The 21,837-nt window shown below is 47.7% G+C and carries 19 protein-coding genes and 1 pseudogene; 6 read left to right on the top strand and 14 right to left on the bottom strand.

Annotated features, from left to right (window positions below; all coding sequences use genetic code 11):
• Both B5D35_RS18150 and B5D35_RS18140 read left to right on the top strand, forming a co-directional pair.
• Positions 1–207: pseudogene (locus B5D35_RS18150) on the top strand (group II intron reverse transcriptase/maturase); the annotation flags it as partial.
• Positions 208–255: 48 nt separating this feature from the next.
• Positions 256–477, top strand: a complete 222-nt coding sequence (locus B5D35_RS18140; protein ID WP_078753938.1) for a DUF6404 family protein — start codon at positions 256–258, stop codon at positions 475–477.
• 56 nt (positions 478–533) lie between these two features.
• Here B5D35_RS18140 and B5D35_RS18135 read toward each other — a convergent pair whose 3' ends face one another.
• The 4 genes from B5D35_RS18135 to B5D35_RS18120 all read right to left on the bottom strand — a co-directional run bounded on the left by B5D35_RS18135 (position 534) and on the right by B5D35_RS18120 (position 5,086).
• Positions 534–1,382 (bottom strand): ABC transporter permease, encoded by an 849-nt coding sequence (locus B5D35_RS18135; RefSeq protein ID WP_078753937.1) that lies wholly within the window; start codon positions 1,380–1,382, stop codon positions 534–536.
• Between the two features lie 10 nt (positions 1,383–1,392).
• Entirely contained in the window at positions 1,393–2,649 is a 1,257-nt protein-coding gene (locus tag B5D35_RS18130; protein WP_078753936.1) for an ABC transporter permease, read from the bottom strand.
• A 66-nt stretch (positions 2,650–2,715) separates the two neighbouring features.
• Entirely contained in the window at positions 2,716–3,801 is a 1,086-nt protein-coding gene (locus B5D35_RS18125) for an ABC transporter substrate-binding protein (RefSeq protein WP_078753935.1), read from the bottom strand.
• 172 nt (positions 3,802–3,973) lie between these two features.
• Complete coding sequence (locus tag B5D35_RS18120; RefSeq protein WP_078753934.1) at positions 3,974–5,086, bottom strand: ABC transporter ATP-binding protein; 1,113 nt, start codon at positions 5,084–5,086, stop codon at positions 3,974–3,976.
• Positions 5,087–5,346: 260 nt separating this feature from the next.
• On the opposite strand from B5D35_RS18120, the gene B5D35_RS18115 reads away from it, so the two are divergent.
• The 3 genes from B5D35_RS18115 (at position 5,347) to B5D35_RS18105 (ending at position 10,881) form a co-directional block, all read left to right on the top strand.
• Entirely contained in the window at positions 5,347–6,333 is a 987-nt protein-coding gene (locus B5D35_RS18115; protein ID WP_078753933.1) for an ABC transporter substrate-binding protein, read from the top strand.
• Positions 6,334–6,646: 313 nt separating this feature from the next.
• The gene (locus B5D35_RS18110; RefSeq protein WP_198557073.1) at positions 6,647–7,750 is read left to right on the top strand and encodes an efflux RND transporter periplasmic adaptor subunit; all 1,104 of its coding nucleotides are present in this window, start codon (positions 6,647–6,649) and stop codon (positions 7,748–7,750) included.
• An 11-nt stretch (positions 7,751–7,761) separates the two neighbouring features.
• Positions 7,762–10,881: an efflux RND transporter permease subunit gene (locus tag B5D35_RS18105; protein WP_078753931.1), complete on the top strand. Its 3,120-nt coding sequence runs from the start codon at positions 7,762–7,764 to the stop codon at positions 10,879–10,881.
• Between the two features lie 88 nt (positions 10,882–10,969).
• Here the strand turns inward: B5D35_RS18105 and rodA are convergent, their stop codons facing one another.
• From rodA to nifW, 10 genes are all read right to left on the bottom strand, one after another.
• Entirely contained in the window at positions 10,970–12,082 is a 1,113-nt protein-coding gene (gene rodA / locus B5D35_RS18100) for a rod shape-determining protein RodA (RefSeq protein WP_078753930.1), read from the bottom strand.
• Between the two features lie 213 nt (positions 12,083–12,295).
• The gene (locus tag B5D35_RS18095) at positions 12,296–12,973 is read right to left on the bottom strand and encodes a DedA family protein (RefSeq protein ID WP_078753929.1); all 678 of its coding nucleotides are present in this window, start codon (positions 12,971–12,973) and stop codon (positions 12,296–12,298) included.
• A 515-nt stretch (positions 12,974–13,488) separates the two neighbouring features.
• Positions 13,489–14,394: a protein translocase subunit SecF gene (gene secF / locus B5D35_RS18090; protein ID WP_078753928.1), complete on the bottom strand. Its 906-nt coding sequence runs from the start codon at positions 14,392–14,394 to the stop codon at positions 13,489–13,491.
• 8 nt (positions 14,395–14,402) lie between these two features.
• Positions 14,403–16,205: a protein translocase subunit SecD gene (gene secD / locus B5D35_RS18085; protein WP_078753927.1), complete on the bottom strand. Its 1,803-nt coding sequence runs from the start codon at positions 16,203–16,205 to the stop codon at positions 14,403–14,405.
• 1 nt (position 16,206) lies between these two features.
• Entirely contained in the window at positions 16,207–16,884 is a 678-nt protein-coding gene (locus B5D35_RS18080) for a DedA family protein (RefSeq protein WP_078753926.1), read from the bottom strand.
• Positions 16,885–16,942: 58 nt separating this feature from the next.
• Complete coding sequence (locus B5D35_RS18075) at positions 16,943–17,320, bottom strand: hypothetical protein (RefSeq protein ID WP_078753925.1); 378 nt, start codon at positions 17,318–17,320, stop codon at positions 16,943–16,945.
• A gap of 93 nt (positions 17,321–17,413) precedes the next feature.
• A complete protein-coding gene (locus tag B5D35_RS25525; protein WP_157828396.1) occupies positions 17,414–17,584 on the bottom strand; it encodes a phosphatase PAP2 family protein in 171 nt (56 codons plus the stop codon).
• Positions 17,569–18,189: a phosphatase PAP2 family protein gene (locus B5D35_RS18070; protein WP_101210328.1), complete on the bottom strand. Its 621-nt coding sequence runs from the start codon at positions 18,187–18,189 to the stop codon at positions 17,569–17,571. The genes B5D35_RS25525 and B5D35_RS18070 overlap by 16 nt, the downstream gene beginning before the upstream one ends.
• 131 nt (positions 18,190–18,320) lie before the next feature.
• Positions 18,321–19,331, bottom strand: a complete 1,011-nt coding sequence (gene rlmF, locus B5D35_RS18065) for a 23S rRNA (adenine(1618)-N(6))-methyltransferase RlmF (protein WP_078753924.1) — start codon at positions 19,329–19,331, stop codon at positions 18,321–18,323.
• A gap of 127 nt (positions 19,332–19,458) precedes the next feature.
• Positions 19,459–19,734: a nitrogenase-stabilizing/protective NifW family protein gene (gene nifW / locus B5D35_RS18060; protein ID WP_078753923.1), complete on the bottom strand. Its 276-nt coding sequence runs from the start codon at positions 19,732–19,734 to the stop codon at positions 19,459–19,461.
• Between the two features lie 356 nt (positions 19,735–20,090).
• Here nifW and B5D35_RS24375 point away from each other — a divergent pair, with 356 nt between their 5' ends.
• Complete coding sequence (locus B5D35_RS24375) at positions 20,091–21,830, top strand: methyl-accepting chemotaxis protein (RefSeq protein WP_078753922.1); 1,740 nt, start codon at positions 20,091–20,093, stop codon at positions 21,828–21,830.
• The last annotated feature ends 7 nt before the right edge of the window (positions 21,831–21,837 follow it).

Genomic DNA, 21,837 nt, shown 5'->3' with positions numbered 1-21,837 from the left:
TGGCAATTTCACGGTTGGCAGAAGATCATGGATATGGATTGTCAGTTCAATCTGTTTCAAATAGCTAAGGTGCCAATAGAGAGACATGTAAAAATCAGGAGTGCCGCTACGCCTTTTGATCCTCAATACCAAGAATACTTGGCTAAGAGAAAATCAAAGAAGCAATGCCGTAACTCTTGGCATGAGCCTGCTCTCGCTGCTTTATAAGTTGCTGGGTGCCAATCGGTGCCTTCGTGAAGGCTTGAGCCTAGTGCGGTGAAAGTTGCACGCTGGGTTCTTAGAGGGACGACACTTGGTAACAGGTGTCGTCTACTCGACATCATCATGTGGTTTTTTCAGTGGAATAGTTTAGGCGTTTCATTGCTGTACGCATTCAATGCGTCGATGACGACAGGGCTTGTTTTCGGGTTGATGATGTCTAGTTGGTACAAGCTAACTGCTAAACGCAAAAAGCTGCCTCAATGGGCTGATCTCTAACAAGTTTGGTTTGCCAGTTGTCATCATTTGGGGGAATGGACAACTGGCAGGCCAACTTACTCTTCAATACCTCTCATACGCGCACTACGTCTTCTTAAGAACTCCAACGTTGTAAGCAACGCAATCGACAAAACAACCAATAACGTTGCCGCCGCCAAAATGGTGGGACTGATCTCTTCCCGAATCCCAGCCCACATTTGAATCGGCAATGTTGTTTGCTCAGGACCTGCGATAAATAACACGACGACCACTTCATCAAAAGAGGTGATGAACGCAAACAAAGCACCGGAGATCACTCCCGGTGTAACCAGCGGTAAAACAACTTTAAAGAATGTCTGAATTGGATTCGCACCAAGACTTGCCGAGGCTCGGGTCAAAGAATGATCGAAGCCACTCAACGTCGCCGTTACGGTAATAACAACAAAAGGCAGGCCCAAAGCTGTATGCGCGAGAATAACGCCAATATAACTTTGTGTAAGCTGGAAACGAGAGAAGAAGAAAAACATCGCTGCGGCAGAGATAATCAAAGGCACGATCATGGGTGAAATTAAAATCGCCATGATTACGTCTTTATATGGCATGTAACGACTGGATAAACCTAAGGCCGCTACCGTACCCAGTACTGTCGCGAAAATGGTTGAGGCAATTGCTACTATCACACTGTTTTTCACCGCTTTTTGCCATGCATCAGACGTAAAAAAGTCCTCATACCATCTCAGTGAAAAACCTGATGGGTCAAAACTCAACATCTCCGGCGTGAAAGTGAAATACGGTTGAGTATTAAAACTCAGAGGAATAATCACCAACAAAGGGCCAACTAAAAAAAGAAAGATCGCCGCACAAATCAGGCGGAAAACTACATACCACACTTTTTCGCCTGTGGTCGCGCATTCAGGCATTGCCATGGTACTTCTCCTATCCCAACTTCACGTTATCTACACCAATCAATCGGTTGTAGAGCCAATACAGAACAATGACGACCACCAGCAAAATCGACGCAATGGCCGCTGCCAGCCCCCAGTTCAAAGAGGTTTGCATGTGATAGGCAATGAAGTTCGTGATAAACGTCCCTGTCTGTCCACCGACTAACGCAGGTGTGATGTAGTATCCAATAGCGAGAATGAACACTAAAATTGAACCCGCACCAATTCCCGGTAACGTTTGCGGAAAATAGATACGTCGAAACGACGTAAACTGTGTCGCACCCATTGACCGCGCAGCTCTGACATAGCTCGGCGAAATGGTTTTCATGACCGAATAAAGAGGCAGGATCATGAATGGCAACAGGATGTGGGTCATTGCAATTAGTGTCCCTGTCTGGTTATAGATCATCTGAATACGATTCTGATCATCCAAGATCCCTACCCCGACCATGAGGTCATTTAATACCCCTTGCTGCTGCAAAATGGCAATCCAAGTAGCCGTTCGAACCAGCAGTGACGTCCAAAAGGGAAGAAGTACAAAAATCATCAATACATTTGCATGCTTTAACGGAAGATTCGCCAACAGATACGCCACAGGGTAGCCAAGGAGCAAGCACAGGAAGGTAATCGCAACGCTCATATAGAGAGTCCGCCAAAACAGTCCGTTGTATATCTGCAAATGTTCCGGCTGAGCGACGATATTGCCTTGATCATCATATCGATGGTCGACGGCATTTAGGTAATACGAAAGCGTATACGGTGAAGATTCACGTTTGATCAATCGCCATACACTGATGTCTTTCCACCGTTTATCGATTTTTTCAATTTGGGCTTTATAGGGGCCTTCTTCAATGCGTTTTGATTTACGCGAAGATTTCATTAACAGAGAACGCATGCCCGATTTTTCGTAATTTAAGCGAGAAGCAACTTTACCAATATTTCGCGCTTTAGCGCCGATTTGAAGATCTTCCACTAACGCAGCATAGACCTGCTCATCCGGAAGGGCTTGCCCATCCCAACTTTCCAATGCAACCGTCGTTTTGGGTAGATAAGTCGACACTTCGGGGTTTTCAACACTTCGCTGTAGCATGTCCACAATAGGCAGAACAAATGCCACAAGCAGAAAAGCCAATAGAGGAGCGACGAGGAGAAATGCCTTTCTTTTGTTTCTGCGAATAGAACGCTCTTGGCTGACTCGAAGAGATACACCATCTGCGGTTTTGATTTCATTGGCTGGACTTCCCTGCACCAGACCTCCCACTACTTACAAAAACGAAAGTGGCGGGCAATCTCTGCCCGCCACTACAGCTATCAATTATTGCGCTAACCAAGCGTTAAAACGCTGAGCCAGTTCATCACCATTATCCGCCCAAAACTCATCATCTTTTGGAATCGCAGTGACAAAGTTTGGTGCATACGTCGGCATGTGCGGTTTCATATCAATACCGGTTACCGCGTGCTTGCTGACCATACCCGCCGAAGAATTACGTGCTGGACCATAAGAAATGTATTTAGCTTGGTCCGCCAGACGCTGTGAATCTGTGGCAAAGCGCAGGTATTCCTTCACTTTATCCAGTTTACCTTTAGGTACAACCCAACCGTCCAGCTCGAATACCTGACCATCCCAAATAATATCGAACGGCTGATTTTCATTCACGGCGGCATTAAAAATACGACCGTTATACGCTGATGCAAAAGCCACTTCTTTATCCGCCAAAAGTTGTGGCGGTTGCGCACCTTCTTCCCACCAAATCACAGAATCTTTGATGGTATCGAGCTTTTTAAATGCACGTTTCACGCCTTCTTCAGTAGAAAGCACCTCATACACTTCTTCTGCTGGAACGCCGTCTGCAACCAATGCCCACTCAAGGTTATTGATGGGTTTTTTCTGAAGCGCACGTTTACCTGGGAAGTTTTTCAGGTCAAACACGTCGTCAATTTTTGTCGGTTTTTTCCCGCCAAACAGCTCAGTGTTGTACGCAATAATGTTCGAATACACGATGGATGGGACAAAACACTCCGTCAATGAGCCAGCCAGAAAATCTTTAGTTGCTGGCGTACCATCCGGGGCTGCTGCGAGAAGCAAGTCATGATCAAGCGGCTCGGCCAAGCCTTCATCACATGCTACGATTGCGTCAGAAGGCAGAATATCCACCAAATCCCACGTGACATTATCAGACTCAACCTGCGCACGCAGACCAGACAGAGCGTTCGAAGATTTATCGATATTGACAACCTTCACGCCCGTTTTTTCAGTCCAAGGTTCATGATAAGCCTTCGTTTGACTCTCAGTGTATGCACCACCCCAAGACACTACATTTAGCGTCTCGTCTGCGGCGACACTGGTCGCCATGCCTGCGCACCCTGCAATAATTGCGGCATGTAACGCTAGTTTCTTCATTGTTTTCTCCTCAAGTCTTTCGCTTGGTCAGCCTGAGCAGGACAGGAGTTCACTTTTGCACGTTTCCGCAGTGCAAAAACTACAGCGTTCATCGCAATCCATATTCAGTTCTTATCGCTAACAGTGATCGTTTTTAACGCTTCAATGTCAGCTAATAGGTTAAGGTCAATGCTTAGGAAGCATCTAGGGCTCGGCAATCTTCTTCAGACCAACCGACTCTGATCATGTCGCCACGACGTAAATTTGGATGCCCTTCGGCATTCGGTGTTTTTATTATGAATTCATCGCTTTCACACACTTTTACGCGTGTACGCAAGTGGTCGCCAAGGTAAATTACCTCTTCAACTTTAGCGTCAAATATATTGGGTAGCGTACCGTTAGACGGATTGATGATAATTCGCTCAGGACGCAAGGAAAGGGTTGATATTTCCCCTTCTTTCCCGACGGCGATTGGTTTTGCTGTGATGACATCGCCGTTGGGTACCTTTACCTGACAGCGTTGGTTATCCAGCGAAATGACGTCTCCTTTCAGACGATTATTCTCACCGATGAATTGTGCAACAAAGGCATTAACTGGACGCTCGTAAAGCTCCTCCGGTGTGGCCAATTGTTGTACGACACCATCATTGAAAACAGCAATACGATCCGACATCGTGAGCGCTTCTGACTGGTCATGCGTTACATAAATCATAGTGACGCCGAGATCTTCTTGTATGTGCTTGATCTCATATTGCATCTCTTCACGCAGATTTTTATCCAACGCACCTAATGGTTCATCCATCAAAACAAGTTCAGGTTCAAAAACCAAAGCGCGAGCAACGGCGACACGCTGTTGCTGACCACCAGAAAGATGAGCAGGTCGTCGGTGACCGAATTCTGATAAACGCACCATATCAAGCGCACGTTTTACCTTCTTTTCGACCTCAGACTTAGATAAGTTACGCACTTGTAACGGAAAGGCGAGGTTCTCTTCCACTGTCATATGCGGAAATAGTGCATAATTTTGGAAAACAAGACCGATGCCTCGCTTGTGTGGGGGCAGGTTTTTTATGGGATTCCCTTTTAGGTAGATATCCCCGTGGGTTGGCTGTTCAAAACCCGCCATCATCATTAGAACTGTCGACTTACCTGAACCAGATGGCCCTAACAGAGTAATGAATTCCCCTTGGTCAATGTCCATTTCAAATCCTTTGACCACCAAGGATCTTCCATCATAACTCTTCTGTACATTATCGAATCGAACAAAAGGAAACCCTGTATTATTCGCGCCATTACCCGATTGCATAGTTAGTAATTTCCTTTACACCTCTAAACAACCTAAGCGTATAACAAGGTATTAACATTAATCAAAGTCCATGATCTCTAGTGAGAGACGGATCAATACATCATGTACTCAATAAGAAAATTGCTGCTTAGAAAGCGTCAAAAACCGCGCAACTTTCATCACATTTGGAAACCAAGCAGCAACAATCATTACATTTAGTTTGTTATCTTAGGCTCCTTCAATTCAATAAAGCACCTTTATCTAGGTCGGAGATGTAAGCCATGCTCGTCCGCTATTTTTCGCTGCCTTTATTCGCACTCTCCCCTTTCGTATCAGCTCAGGAATGTGGCGACGTCACAATTGCGGATATGAACTGGAATTCCGCCACCTTGATGGCACATGTCGATCAATTTATCCTCGAAAATGGTTATGGCTGTAATGCGGAGTTAGTGCCTGGAGACACCATGCCTACGGGCATTTCGATGTCAGAGAAAGGCGAACCCGATATCGCCCCAGAATTTTGGAGTAATTCACACAAGGAAATGCTCGAAAAAGGCGAGAGAGAAGGAAAACTGCGTTTTGCAGGCAAAGCGTTCTCCGAGGGTGGTGAGGAAGGATTTTGGGTTCCCAAATACATGGTAGATAAGCACCCTGCGCTTGCCACCATTGAAGGCGTTAAAGTCAATGCGCATCTCTTCCCACATTCAGAAGACGACGAAAAGTCCAGTTTCATGACGTGTCCATCGGGTTGGACGTGCCAGATCACTGCCAACCATTTATTCAATGCGTTGGAACTTGATAAAGCCGGTTTTGAACAGGTTGATCCTGGCTCGGGCGCTGCACTGGCGGGGTCCATCGCACGCGCATATGACCGAGAAAAACCTTGGTTTGGTTATTACTGGTCCCCAACACCGGTGTTGGGACGTTATGAAATGGTAAAAGTCGATTTTGGTGTAGCACCCGATCCTGCCCATTACGAACAGTGCATCACACAAGCCAACTGTTCTAACCCGAAAGTCACCGCTTATCCGCCTTCAGCGGTGAATACGATCACAACAGAGACGTTCGCTCAACAGTCACCCAATGCCTATGCCTTTATCAGCAACCGCTCATACTCCAATGCAGATATGAGCGCGATGATGGCCTGGATGGAAGAGAATCAAGCGGACGGTGAAATTGCAGCGTTTGAGTTTTTAGAATCTTATCCTCACGTATGGACACGTTGGGTACCCGCTCAGGTTGCTGAGAAAATCAAAGACGCACTCTAATCGTTTCTCTATACCAAAAAAGAGGCAAATTGCCTCTTTTTTGGTACCTGTGTTTAATCCCCACTCAACAAAACAATACCTTACTCACTGCTTTATCCCAATCGTCCCAAGTTGGAAACACGCCACGCTGAACCCTTGCTTATACTTCTCTGTGAACATAAGGCATACAGCGAGTGAATATGACGCACATTGATTATTTGCGAAATATGTTAACGCATTTCAAAAATCACTCACACAGCGCGCACTCTTCCGCGAATTTCCGCCGTTCGACCTCAAAAACATTCACCAAATACAGCGCTTGGAGTATCACCAAATGAATAGATGGGTAGTAGGGATGATCGTGGTCGCAGTGCTCGCTTTTGGCACTGTTATCGGCTTTAACTTGTTTGTGAATAACAAAATAGAAACGGCTTTGGCTAACCTGCCGGAGCCTGTTTATCCCGTTACGGTGCAGAAATTAGCGCCAACGGTTTGGCCGCAAGGTATTCAGGCAATCGGCTTTATCGAGCCAAACCAAGGGGTGAATGTATCGAATGAAGTCTCTGGCATTGTGACTGCCATTAATTTTGAAAATGGTGCGTCTATCGAATCGGGGGCTGTACTTGTCAACCTTGATTCTTCTGTTCAGCAGGCAGATCTCAAAGCCCAACAAGTGCAATTGCCTTCCGCGAGAGACGACTACCTTCGATTGCAAAAACTCTACAAAGAGCGATCCGTCTCAGAGCAGAGCCTCGAATCTGCCCAGTCAAAATATCAAGCAATGCAAGCCAATATCGAAAGCTTGCAAGCCACCATCGCCCAACGTGAAATCAAAGCTCCATTTACCGGGCAACTGGGTATTCGTAATGTGAATCTGGGGCAATACGTCTCAGCAGGAACCGATATCGTCCGTCTGGACGACCTCTCCTCCATGCGTGTTCGCTTTAGTATCCCCCAGGCTGATATCGGTAAAATTTCCATTGCCCAGCCAATTTCACTGACCGTCGAAGCTTTCCCTGGCCGAGAGTACAAAGGAAAAATCAATGCTATTGAGCCTGTAGTTAACAACCAAACAGGCTTAGTCGCCGTGCAAGCCGAACTGCCCAATGACGATCGCTCACTACGTGGCGGTATGTTTGCCGACGTAAATATCGCGTTGACCAATTTAGATAAACAGTTTGTTGTCCCTCAAACAGCCATTGTATTTGCACTCTACGGTAATTCTATTTTTGTCGTCGATAAGAAAGACAATGAGACGCGCGTAAAACAAGTTACGGTCGACGTTCTAGCGCGAAGCGGAAACAATGCGCTCATTTCAGGAGACTTGAAATTTGATGAGGACGTGGTCACGACAGGCATATTAAATTTGGGGAACAGTACGGAAGTTAACATCGTGCCTAACCCAATTACAGTACCCGACAAGATGCCGCAACTGTAAGGAGCGAGGGAATGAAATTTACCGACATTTTCATCTACCGCCCCGTGATGGCGGCATCATTAAGTATTTTGCTTTTGTTGCTAGGTATCAATGCAATGAAAGACCTTCAGGTGCGCCAGTATCCTGAAATGACCAATACCGTTATCACGGTTGGCACTGCTTACCCCGGTGCAGATGCGGAATTGGTTGAAGGCTTTATCACTCAGCCGCTGGAGCAAGCCCTGTCTCAGGTCGATAACCTCGACTTTATGACGTCATCCAGTCAGCTTGGCGCGTCCAGCATTGTGCTTAACATGTTGCTGAACACGAACCCGGAAGAGGCGTTAGCCAATGTGTTGTCTCAGATAAACTCTGTTGCCAATCAATTGCCTCAAGAAGCTTATGACCCTTCGGTCACCTCTTCCACTGGCTCCACCACGTCTATCATGTACATCTCCTTTTACAGTGGTGAACTGAACTCCAGCCAGATTGCGGACTACTTGGAACGCGTGGTTAACCCTCAACTCTCAACCGTGAATGGAGTATCGAACATCGCGATGATGGGCGGGGCACCGTTCGCGCTGCGAATATGGCCCGACCCCACCAAGCTGGGGCAGTATGATTTATCCACCAGCGCCCTTATCGGCATCCTTCAGCAGAACAATTACCAATCTGCGGTTGGTCAATTCAACAGCTACCTGACCGTCTTAAACAGCACGATCGACAGTCAAGTTGATACCGTTGAAGGGTTGAAGAACTTGGTGATAAAGAGTGATAATGGACAAGTGGTTCACCTGAGTGATGTCGCTGAAGTGAACATGAGCAAGAACGGTGACAGCACACGCGCTCTGGCAAATGGTCGTGAAGCCGTTATTGTTGGGGTGAATGCGACACCCACAGCCAACCCGCTCGATGTCGCTGCCGGCATCCTTGTTCAATTTGATTCCGTTAAGCGAAATCTCCCCTCTAACATTGAAGCCTCTGTGCTCTATGACTCTACAGAAGCCATTACCGATTCCATTGACGAAGTTGTCAAAACTATCGCGGAAGCGGCGATTATTGTGATTGTGGTCATCTTGCTGTTCTTAGGGTCATTTCGTGCAGTGGTTATTCCTATTGTGACGATTCCGCTCTCCCTGATTGGCGTCATGGTCGTCATGCAAGGGCTCGGATTTACGTTGAACTTGATGACACTACTTGCGATGGTTTTGGCAATTGGCTTGGTGGTAGATGATGCCATCGTGGTGGTTGAAAATGTTGATCGCCATATAAAGATGGGCACCAAGCCCTTCAAAGCGGCGCTTGAGGCAACGCGTGAAATTGCAGTTCCCGTTATCTCCATGACCATCACATTGGCTGCTGTTTACGCGCCAATTGCACTGATGGGGGGTGTGACAGGATCGCTCTTTAAGGAATTCGCGCTCACTCTCGCGGGGGCGGTATTTATATCTGGCTTTGTCGCTCTGACTCTTTCGCCAATGATGTGCTCTAAGATGTTGAAGCCCCATACAAAGCCAGACAAATTCGAAGAAACCGTTGAACGCATTCTTGGCGGGCTGACCAAACGCTACCAAGCAGCTTTGCACGCAGTGCTGGAACATAAAAAAACCGTTGTCATGTTCGCGCTGATTGTTTTGGTCACATTACCTGTTCTATTCAGTTTTATTCCGTCTCAATTGGCACCCGATGAAGATCAAGGTGTGGTGGTCGTTATAGGCAATACGCCTTCTACTTCCAACAATGATTATATTCAGGAGAACATGAAGCTCATCTCAGAGATCATTGCGAAACAGCCACAGGCGGCAGCGTCTTTGGCATTAGTTGGCGTACCGACCAGCAGCCAAGGTATTGCGATTGGTCCATTGATCCCTTGGAGCGATAGGGCTGAAAGCCAAAAGGAAATCTCAGACACGATTAACAAAGCCGCCAAACAACTGCCCGGCATTAACGCAACGGCGTACCAAATGCCGTCACTACCAGGAGCATCCGGTGGATTACCGGTTCAGTTCGTGATCACCAGCCCTGCAGATTTTGAAACCCTATATAACATCGGCAGCAAAATACTGGAGAAAGTAAAAGCCAGTCCTTTATTTGTGTATTCCGACGTAAACCTGAAATACGACTCCGGTCTGGTACAGCTCAAAATTGATCGTAACGCAGCAGGGGCATACGGCGTGACCATGCAAGCCATTGGCCAAACACTCGGCTCCATGATGAGTGGTGGTTACATCAACCGCGTGAATATCGACGGCCGTTCCTACGAGGTTATTCCACAAGTCGAACGTAAAGACCGTGCGAATCCACACCTTATTAGTAACTATTACGTCACGGCACAAAACGGCAAAGCGATTCCACTGTCCAGCCTCGTTAGCTTCGAAGTAAACGGTCAGGCAAAATCGTTACCGCACTACAACCAGATGAACTCTATCTCAATTGAAGCGGTGCCAGCGCCCAACGTGGCAATGGGTGATGCTATCAGCTTTATGGAAGGTCTCGCGTCCACGGACCTCCCCCAAGGCTACACGTACTCCTTTATGGGGGAAGCGCGGCAGTTTGTTGAAGAAGGCAGTTCGCTTTATGTGACTTTCGCGCTCGCACTCGCCATTATTTTCTTGGTGCTGGCCAGCCAGTTTGAGAGTGTTCGCGATCCTCTGGTCATTATGTGTACGGTTCCGCTTGCGATCAGCGGCGCGTTGATTGCGTTGGGCTGGACACACATGTCCGGTGAAACATCGATGAATATTTACTCTCAGGTCGGGCTCATCACCTTAGTGGGGCTTATCACCAAGCACGGCATATTGATGTGTGAAGTTGCGAAAGAAGAACAAATCCATAAAGGCGTATCCAAGCAAGAGGCAATTGTTGAAGCGGCGACTGTGCGTTTACGTCCTATTCTTATGACCACATCAGCGATGATCGCCGGCCTCATCCCCCTCCTGTTTGCTACCGGAGCGGGTGCAGCTTCTCGTTATAATATCGGACTGGTGATTGTCGCCGGTCTTGCTGTGGGAACCTTGTTTACGCTGTTTGTACTTCCCGTTCTCTATACCTTTATTGCAGGCACTCACCGTTTGCATGAAGGCGATATGGATGAAAACGAAGAAGAAGCATTACATGACACATTGGATGAGCAGCCAAAACCGCAATCTTGATAGGAACTAAAACGTAAAAAAGGCAGGGGTGATCTTATCACCCCTGCCTTTTTCTTTATTGATTGCTTTATGTATATTGGTTGATCACTTAGCTTGGCGTCTTCGAAAAGGTTCGATAACTCCAGGTTGCCTGCGTAGGCTGTTTCCCGCAACACAATGCCATGATGATACCAAAGCAAGCGCCTTGAGTGATCATCGCCGTACCACCGTAACTGATAAACGGCAGAGGGCTACCCATTACAGGCAACAGACCGCTCACCATGCCTAAGTTGATAAAGGCATAAAGGAAGAAACTCATCGCAAGCGCACCACTTACCAAACGAGAAAATGGTGCTGCAGCATTTGCCGCCAACCAGAGAGAGCGACCCGCAATAAACAAGTACAACAGGACAATAAGGCTACTACCTAAAAAGCCCCACTCTTCCGCAAACGTTGAAAAGATAAAGTCAGTATGGCTTTCAGGAATGAACCCTAACTGACCTTGGGTGGCATGCATAAAGCCTTTGCCTTTAAACCCGCCCGATCCTATCGCAATCAACGACTGAATGATCTGATAGCCCGCACCGAGAGGATCAGATTCAGGGTTCAAAAACTGGGTGACACGTATTTTTTGGTATTCCTCCATAAAGAAGAACCACATCAACGGCACAGAGGACGCTACCGTCACCAACACAGAACCAATAATTTTCCAGCTCATTCCCGCCAGAAAAAGCACAAACAATGCATACATGACGGTAAAGATTGAACCATCAAGATCAGGCTGAATCACGATCAACGCCGCAGGGACTGCCGTCACGAGGGCACACAACATGATTTTCTGAAAGTTTGGCCTACCGGGGTCTTTTACAATCAACCAAGCAACCATCATAGGTACCGCCACTTTCACTAATTCAGAGGGCTGAAAGCGGATTGGACCGATAGCAAGCCAGCGTTTTGCACCGTTTGTGGTGTCACCAGCAATAATAACGCCAATCAAAAGAATCACGGCCAGACCAAACAGATGCGGCGCAGTATCTTTAAATTTCTTAGCAGGGACGGTGGACAATGCGAGCATGGCAAAAATTGCCAAACAGGCTCGCGCTAAATGACGCTCAATAATTGGTACGCTGTAACCACTCGCACTCCACACACTCATTGAGCCTAAAGCAATCAGTGCGCAAATAGCAAAGAACAGCGGATAATCGAGCCGAGGGCGAATCATCGACACGGAAAGGGATCTCTTACAACAACAAGGAGAGGCACTAGTATAGGGGGTTCTCGGAAAAAGTAACGCCTCTTTTCGAAAATGCAGAAGTGTTCTCTGGCACCTCTAAGCAAAGCCTTGTTCTTCCAATAAGTTATTTTAGAAAGAAACGGGTCTGAAGCGTACTAGAAAAGAAAAAAGCAGGATAATCCTGCTTTTTTCTTCTAACCGCTATGCACTCGTCGGTGGCTGCTTCATTGTTTGAATGGCCTTTTTGACTCGCCAAACAATGGCGGTCGATATGGCAATGCAAAGCGTAATCACAGGTGCCGCCATCAAACCCATTGTCACGGCGCGACTTAGCGGCTCCGGCAATTCTGGTAGTAAGAAGCCCAAACCCGCCAACAAGCATACCCTCAAAGTCGCACTCAACCATGAGAAATACTGGAACTTAGGCGCTTCGCCAACGCGCATCCCCATCATCATAGGAAGAACGGAACGTACTGCAGGAATAAAACGTGCACAGAACAATGCGACTAAACCGTGATGACAAAGCAGTTTGTCGACAGTTTGCATGTTCTTTTCAGGCACTTTTGACAGCCATGACTGAACCAAAGGCAGGCGGTTTAGCCAGCGACCTTGCATAAACGCCATCCAGCTTCCGAACGCAGCCGCAAAAATAAGTAATGGGAATGCGATATACGGGCTTAAAACCCCCACAGCCGACAAGGTACCAACGAGAACAACAACGCTGTCACACGGAAAAGGGGCCGCGGGTAAAAAACCACTTTCCAGCGCGATCAGAATCGCGACAATCACATAGATAAGCGTTGCACTGCCAGGGGCAAGCAAGGCATTGAAATCTTGGTGCCACAAGGCGACCAAAACTTCCTGAATAGCTTCAAACATGGGGGCTCCAATAAACTTAGGTCATGACGGCGAACACAACGAAACAAACGGACGAGAAACAGAGACAAAGTAAAAGCATTCACCAGTGTCGCTCGGTACAAGAAGACAAGCTAAAAATAGGTATCGCTTTTCCTTTTATGTCATCTTGGCTTATGACCTAAAAAATAAATCAGCCAATATTTACTGCGAAAACCGATAAAAAACAACAAGTTTGTCAGGGAGAAAATGGTGATTAATTCCACAAAAAATCATCACTCCTCCTCACTCAACGGGATTCTGCGCGCAAATTAACCAGTTCAAAATAATTAAAGCGGGCAATTTCAGCCAGTTAGCAATCGCTTGCGTCCCTCGCACGAATTTCAGCCACGCGTCGATCGCAACACTTCTTTACAATTCACAGGCGATAAACAAGGTGAATACGCGGGTTAGTCATCCCATTCCCGCTCCGAGCGACGTGCTCCAATGACCTTAGCGAAAGGTGGGCGCGGTTAAGCGCCCACCTTTGTGATGCCGCTTTAAGGCATATCGTCAACCAGATCTGGCCGAGGCTGATAATGTATCGGGTTTAAACCCAACAACTCCTGGACTGTCGACGCAATGGTAACCGACGACCATGTTCCCGTTACAACACCAGCAAATAGCGTGATTGAAAATCCGTATAACGCTTCTCCGCCCAGAATCAAAAGACAGCCGATGGTAAATAGTGTGGTGCCAGCTGTAATGAGCGTCCGGGAGAAGGTCGCTTTCACCGCCAAATCGGTGCTTGAATATATGTCAGCATCCGGACGTGCTTTCAGTACATCGCGCAGTCGGTCAGCGATAACAATCGAGTCATTGAGTGAGTAACCGATAACGGCGAGAAGGCCAGCGACAACATTCAGATCCATGTTTACACCGAGTACTGCCAACAAACCCAGCGTGATGATGGCATCATGGATAAGTGACGCAATGGCGGCCAGTGCCAGTCGCCATTCAAAACGCATCGCGAGATAGATCATGATGGATAAAGACGCGGCCATCAGAGCTAATCCGCCTTGGCTATAAAGCTCTTCGCCAACTTGTGGACCAATAACGGTTGCCTGAATCAGTTCAACCGGCGATTGTGTTTGTTGGCTGAACATAGACACAATGGTTTGCGGATCGACTAGAGGAGCATTGGCTGGAAGTATCAGTTGCCAAACTGCAGGAGACGAGCCCACCTCTACTGTCACCCATTCAGCAAGAACACCAGACAGCATAGCTTGGATCTCCGTCGCTGGTGAAAGGGTCTGGAAAGCAACATCAACGACCACACCGCCCGTGAAATCGATGCTCATGGCAATTCCGTAGTGGAAGATGGCAAATAAGCTCGAAGCCACCAGCAGCAAAGACCCCGCCAGCCCCATGTATCTGATTTGTGTAAGTGAGTATATCTTCATCATAATTATCCCTAAATCCTGACTGCTCGACGATTATCTCTGCCCCAAATAGGGTTGATGATGGCGCGGGTACCCCAAATGCCACACACCATACTGGTTATTAGCCCTAAAATGAGTGTTGTGGCGAACCCCTGCAGAGGACCTGACCCAATTCCATAAAGACAAAGCGCAGAAATCAACGTGGTGATATTGGCGTCGAAAATGGTGACAAATGCTGATCGGTAGCCAAAATCGATAAAGGTCGCGAGCGAAGCGCCTTCTCTTAGTCGATCTCGAATACGTTCGAATATCAACACATTAGTATCAACCGCCATGCCGACAGTAAGCACTAACCCCGCAATACCCGGAAGTGTCAACACTGCGCCAGGCAACAGAACCAACAGGCCAACCTGCATGATCAAGTTCGCGCAAAGCCCCACAATGGCAACCCAACCAAAACGTCGATACCAAAGCGTCATGAAAACGGCCATGCCTATCATTCCCAGTGCCAACGCACTGAAACCTGCTTTGATATTTTGTGCCCCCAAGGTTGGGCCAATTGCCCTTTCTTCAACAATTTGAATCGGGGCAGTTAGGGCACCAGAACGAAGAAGCAGTGAAAGCTCTTGCGCTTCGGCAGAATTATCCAGTCCAGTAATGCGGAATGAGTTGCCCAACGTACTTTGAATCGTCGCCACGTTGATCACCTGATCATGGGGCTCTAATTCACCGTTCTGACTGAGTTTGTATTCGGTATAAACCGTTGCCATGGCCTGCCCAATATGATGGCGACTGAAATTCATCATCTGGCTACCACCATTCCCATCGAGTCGAATATCAACTTGCGGCAAGCCCATTTCATCCATGCTGGCACGCGCATCGACGATATGATCACCTGACAGCACTGGCTGTCGTGACAACCTTACTAACGCGCCATTACGGTCTGGTATCGCGTTAGCACCTGCTGGCGTTGCTTCGTAAAACGCTAGGGATGCCGTCGCACCAATCACTGACTTGGCTTGCTTTGGATCGTGAACACCCGGCAGTTCAATTCGAATGTAATCACGTCCCTGACGCACAACACTCGCCTCAACTATGCCTAATTCACCAATTCGACTTCTGAGAATTGAAATATTCTGCGTCATCGCGGATTGCGCTTGCAGCATCAGTTCTTCTTCTGTGAGTTGGATGGTAAATGTCTCTCCCTCGTGCACTGTCTCCCATTGCCCCGAGTAGGACACCAAAAAATGGTCCCAGAATGCTGGGTTGGCAGTTCCTGACACCTTCAACTCTGTCGAAGACATTTTCCTGACGGTCACGCCACGAATACGCTCTTCTCTTAATGCCCGTCGAAGGTCGTTCACCATGGAATCGGCTTGCTTGCTATACACCGCATCCAAATCCACGAAAAGCAACAGTTGAACACCACCCCGCAAATCAAGCCCCAGCTTTACAGGCTCTGCGCCAAACGTGCTGAACCACGCAGGTGCCGCGGATTGATACTGAATGGTGATATCTGCGTAGTTAGACAAGCTCTCGTTTAACACGTGTTTCGCGCTTTGCTGGGCATCTATATCATCGAATGTCACGATGACCTCTTCACCTTCTGTCATTGCCTCCCGAAACGGAATACCCTTGTCTGTAAGCATATTTTTCACGACGGAGAGTGACGTTTCATCCCCCCGTTTGGCGTGAACACCTAGCGCGGGTACATCCCCATAGAAAGTGGGAATCGCTTGCAGCAAAAGCGTCAACAACATCAGCAGCAACAACGCGTATTTCCACATACCCATACGATTTATCGCTGCTTCTGAAACAGATCGCGTCGTTTTCATATCATGGCTCCCCCACTGTCATTGACGCGACTTTCGGCAATTTTTTCATGCGTAAAGTAATCACCGCGAGCAGCGCAAAAAGTAGGGTGATCGCTGGTGCTAGCATCAATCCCATCGTAATAAATCGACTGAGTGTGTCAGGCAGAGATGGCAAGAGAAAGCCAATGCCTGCCAACAAGCAAACCCACAATGTGGCACTCAACCACGAGAAATAGTGAAACCGCGACATACTGTTCAGCCTTGCCCCCATCATCATGGGTGTTATCGAGCGGGCACCGGGCACAAACCGGGCACAAAACAACGCAATGGCTCCGTGCTGGCAGAGCAAAGCATCTACCGTTTTCATTGTTTTGCTAGGCACTTTTTCAAGCCATCGACTCACACGGGGAAGACGATTTAGCCAACGGCCCTGCAAAAACGCTAACCCACTGCCCATAGCGGCAGCCGTGATCAACACAAACAGAACGAGGTAAGGGTTTAAGACACCCACCGCAGCCAAAGACCCAGACAGCACGACAACACTGTCACAAGGCAAAGGAGCGGCAGGTAAAAAGCCACTTTCAAGACCAATAAAGGTCGCAATTAACAGGTATATAAATACAGCACTGCCTGGCGCGAGCAGCGCATTGAAGTCCTGATGCCAAAGGGCAACCAGCACTTCCTGGATACTTTCAAACATGGAAACTCCATCTTATCGACAAACAAAATTCGTAATGTGATTGAACGATGGAGTGAGATCAGCGGATATGAATAAACCGGAATTGGATATTAGAGTCCTGCCAACCCGCTAGGCGATGGTTGTCAGAGAGAAGGTAGCTACGCGGAAGGGATTGTAAGACACGAAACAGCGATAGCAACATCGCAACAGTCAGTAAGACTATCGGCCAAGGCACCGGATTATTGTCCGAATCTTGCGGTTCAGGTTGAGTCGCTCTGGACGCCGTAAAACGCGGCAAGGCGATATCCAGCGAGGCGTCAGGTTGTGTGTCCTGACTCGCTGTTAACACTAACGGAGCCTGCAAAAGATCTTGGCTGACAACGGCGACGGTATTGCCTAACAGCAATGCTACCAATAGCGTTATCAAAAATGGCAGTTTCTGTATCAACTGTCTCACACCAAAATCCTTTTTATGCGGCTCACTCACTTTTACTGCTAACCCTATTAAAAACAAGGTCTTTTTATTGCTTTTAACCGAACAGTTTGTCTTTTAACTGTCCCACAATATCCCGCTGAACCTTTTTGAGACTGCGTAAACCAACGCGCAGATTACGGCTGCAAACCCTATGGACGCCAACACATCAACGGGCCAATGCATACCAAGCCAAATGCGGCTGGCAACGACAACACCAGACCAACCTACAATCAGCCACGCAGCCACGCAGCCACGCAGCCACGCAGCCACGCAGCCACGCAGCCACGCAGCCACGCAGCCAAACGATAACCTTCAGCCATGAGTAAGGCACCCCAAAATATCGCGCTTGCCGCAGCAAAAATGGTGTGTCCTGAAGGAAACGAGTAGTTCGTTTCCCCCTTCCAATGCACCATCCGCCACGGACTAATGTCATGAGAAGCGGAACTTAGGATTTCGGCGCGAGATTCAGGAGTACTGTCATAAAACGCGGCACTGGATGGTACTTTGCCAAGGCTGGCCAACGTTTGCGTGTAAGGGCGAGGTTCTTGCGTGACATGTTTAACGACCGTTTTAGTAACAAAACTGGCCCCTAGAACTACCCCAAAACACAGCAATACCGACAGCGTCTTTTTCCTTGGCCATTTAAAGAAGAAGGGGATGAGACAAAACAGCGCCGTCGTGATGAGAAAACCTTGTTTCCCCGCAGACCAAGATGCATAGGTAAACATCTTTCCTAATGTTTCTGAAACACTGCCCGTTAACTCTATGCCGCTAAAAAACGCAGATGAAATGATAGCGAAAATGAAAAGTGCCGCTGAGCAGAAAAGCCCGCACTTTATATAGTTATTCATGAAATACACACCTTTCCGTATCAGCGCTTATCATTCACAAACGCTGAAATTAAACATGGAAAAATAAAAGCGTGGCAAAGGTGTGGACGCATCATTCACCAAACGGCATCTAAATAAAAGCCATTAGATATTTATTTAGATTGCCAGTTTGACGTCCATTCAGCACGGGCAACCTCATCAAGGTAAGTCCATGCGACAACGCGTGTGACTTTCTGCCCTTGCGCCATCTCAATGGTTTTTACATCTTTTGCATTACTCTGCTTCAACTGCTGGTAAATACCTTTCAAGTTGTCTTTTTTCGACACCATGGTAGTGAACCACAAGCACTGTGTTTTAAAGTCAGCACTTTGCAAAATCATTCGTTGAATAAAGGCAGCTTCGCCACCGGGGCACCAAAGCTCCGCTTTCTGTCCACCAAAATTGAGCACAGGTTTGCCTTTTGCAGAGGGGGCTTTCGAAAATTTCTCCGTACCCTTTTTACGCGCATTCGCTGCAAGGTTTTTCACCTTTCTTTCTGATCCTTTTGCAGCCTCGGCCAATGACGCATGAAACGGCGGATTACACATCGTGAAATCAAAGCGTTCGTTCGCGCCAATCATGCCAACGAAAATGTTGTCAGGGTGACTTTGTAGGCGACATTGAATGCCCGTTTTAAGTGAAGTATTGGCTTCCACCATAAACGCCGCACTTTTTACGGAGATGGGATCGATATCAGCCCCAACGAATTGCCAGCCATATACCCGGTGTCCCACCATCGGGTAAACACAGTTAGCGCCCATGCCGATATCCAATCCTTTGATCTGCTTACCCGTCGGAATCTTGTTGTTTCCGGTTTCCGCCAGTAAGTCCGCAAGGTAGTGAAGGTAGTCCGCGCGTCCAGGGATTGGCGGGCACAGATATCCTTCAGGGATGTCCCACGCTTTAACCTGATAAAAATGGTGCAGCAGTGCCTTGTTCAGCACCTTTACCCCCGCAGGGTCTGAGAAATCTACCGACAAATCACCAAACGGATTGGTTTTTACAAAAGACTGAAGCGCCGGCATCGTTTTTATCAACGCCGAAAAATCATACCGCTCTCGGTGAGGGTTTCGCGGATGCAGCCCTTTCTTTTGTTGAATGGATTTGTTGTGGGATTTAGTCATGGTGAAGTCCAGCCTGTGTGTCTGGTAAAAACGCAGTGGCGCATTTTACGCATTTAAGACTGTGACAGGTAGCGCAAATTTGGCGCATCCCCGAAAACAACGACCTCACTCTCTGACGACGTACGTTTTATCGTCGCTGACAGGAAGTGCATCCTCTGCAAGCAGAGCGCGAAAATCGGTCAAGCCGACTGCGTTGTACGTAGCAATATGCGTTTTTTAGTGCTCGTCTGGCCGAAAACCAATCATCAGGTTTTGCTATCAGTAAATACCCATTAAATCGCTTGACCAAGGGCGTACGATATTCGTCGATAAATTGGCTATCAAACCCAATATCGAAATACACCAATGCCTCTTCTATCGAGGTGAAACTGGCAATTTTCTCTTGAATGTCGCTTTTGCTCATAAGCTTCTAAGGTCAGAAAATGGATAACGCACAGTGATAAACACATTGGCGGGGGGCATTTTATTCGTCCATAAACCAGTCAAAAAGCGCGAAAATCGGCACAACAAAGATGCACGGTATTTTTAACACTTACCACCCGCAAAGAAAACGTTTCGACCGACTGAGGATTAACGCTTTTACTACATGCGGATATTACTCAAATTTCGGTGAAAAACTAACAATAATAAGTACCCTCTTGCCCAGTTTTCTATTATTAATGGCGCTCTTTTTGCGACGAGGTCGTGATTTTCATTCCATCATAGATACCACAGACAATCATTCAACCTCCCCCTGCCTCCAAATAAGGGTTTTTCACAGTGTTTTTCTTTCGATTAAAAGACCTCAGCTTCCGAGCGTCTGTCCTGCTGCCCATTTTCATCATGGGCGTATTGATTTCCAGCCTTGCTTGGTGGCTGTACAGCGACAGAACACACCAAGAACAAACGTACCTCAACGAACGTACTGTCCGAGTTGAGAGCCTGCAAGTTGCCAATGACATCGGTATCGAAATGTGGCGTGCACGGCTGGCCGTTGCTTTAACATGGGGGAACCCGCGCGATATGAAACGCATTCAAGCAACAGAACAAACGCTGACACACCTGCTTGAAGAATTTGATAACTACCATCCTGATAACGAACCGGGACGTAAACTTAAGCAATTGGTCCCAGAGTACGTGACAGAAGCGAAAGCAACCTTTGCCTACTTCCACACCATTGATAAAGCGGTAAAGCACGGCATTTCAGGATCAGGCAAGATTTTCGACCAATACGCACTGCATATTGCCAACGGCGCTTACAGCGGCGAATGGCAACGTAAGGCACTGACTGCATTCAACCATTTAAGAACCACCGCCGTTTATTACAATGGGTTTGTGTCCGGGATGCGTGTAAGTTACCTCGATACCGCGCTGAAAAACATCAATGCCGCAGTTGTCATTCTCGAACAAAACCTTGCCGATGACATGACTGCAAACACCTACCGAGTCGCGAAACGCTACCAAGAAGCCATGCTGATTCTCGACAAGGATATTAATGGCTATCACCTGTCACACAAAGCCGCCTTGGACACGGGAGCAAAGGTCAATGATGCTCTGATTGATCTTCAGAATCTGCTTGGCGAACAAGGCTTCATTTTTGCGGATGAAGGACTTCGTCAACGTGAGTTAAGTAACCAAATTACGATTGGACTGCTGTTCGCTGCACTCGCCACTGCGGTTGGCTTCTCGCTTGTATTGGTTCGCGGTATGCAAGCACAGTTGCAACTTCCGTTGAACGCCGCAGAGGCGATCGGCAACCAAGACCTCAGTCAGTGCCATATTGATGATGGTAAAAACGAGTTTGGCGAACTCTCTCGTTCGCTCGATAAAATGCGCCTCAATATTCGAGAAGTATTGGGTCAGATTATTGAGTCCAGCGCTCAATTGAGTTCTGCCTCAGAAGAAGTGAGTGCTATTTCTATTCAATCTTCCGCCAATATGCATTCGCAACAAGAACAACTGGATTCACTTTCCGCAGCAATGGAAGAGATGCGCAGCACCTCGTCCGACATTGCCCACAACGCAGAGTCTTCAGCCAATGCGACGAGCGATGCAGCAAAGAGTGCACATGTAGGAGGTGAAGCGATCGAACAAACGGTGGTCGCCATTCGTTCCGTTGAGCAAGAGATGAATGTAACAACAGACAACATTCGTCAATTGGTTGAAGAAAGCCAACGCATTGGCTCTATCGTTGATGTAATTAATGCTATCGCAGACCAAACCAATCTACTTGCACTGGACGCCGCTATCGAAGCCGCAAGGGCTGGTGAACAGGGCCGTGGATTCGCGGTTGTTGCTGATGAGGTTCGCTCTTTGGCGACACGTACACAATCCTCCACCGAAGAGATTGGCAGCATCATCAAACGCCTACAAGAACAAGCGGTTGCAGCTGAAACCACGATGACAGAAAGTGTGGCGAAAATGTCACAGGGTGTTGAAGCCGTCAATCGCAGTGGTGATGTGATTCAGGAAATGAACGGGCTCCGTTGCAAAGTTAGTAGAAGGCCGCTGAGACCCTAGGTTATCC

It is taken from the genome of Enterovibrio nigricans DSM 22720 (genome assembly GCF_900167155.1).
GTDB lineage: Bacteria > Pseudomonadota > Gammaproteobacteria > Enterobacterales > Vibrionaceae > Enterovibrio > Enterovibrio nigricans.
The sequence above is the reverse complement of the archived record's forward strand: the minus strand, read 5'-3'. Positions and strand labels throughout refer to the sequence as shown.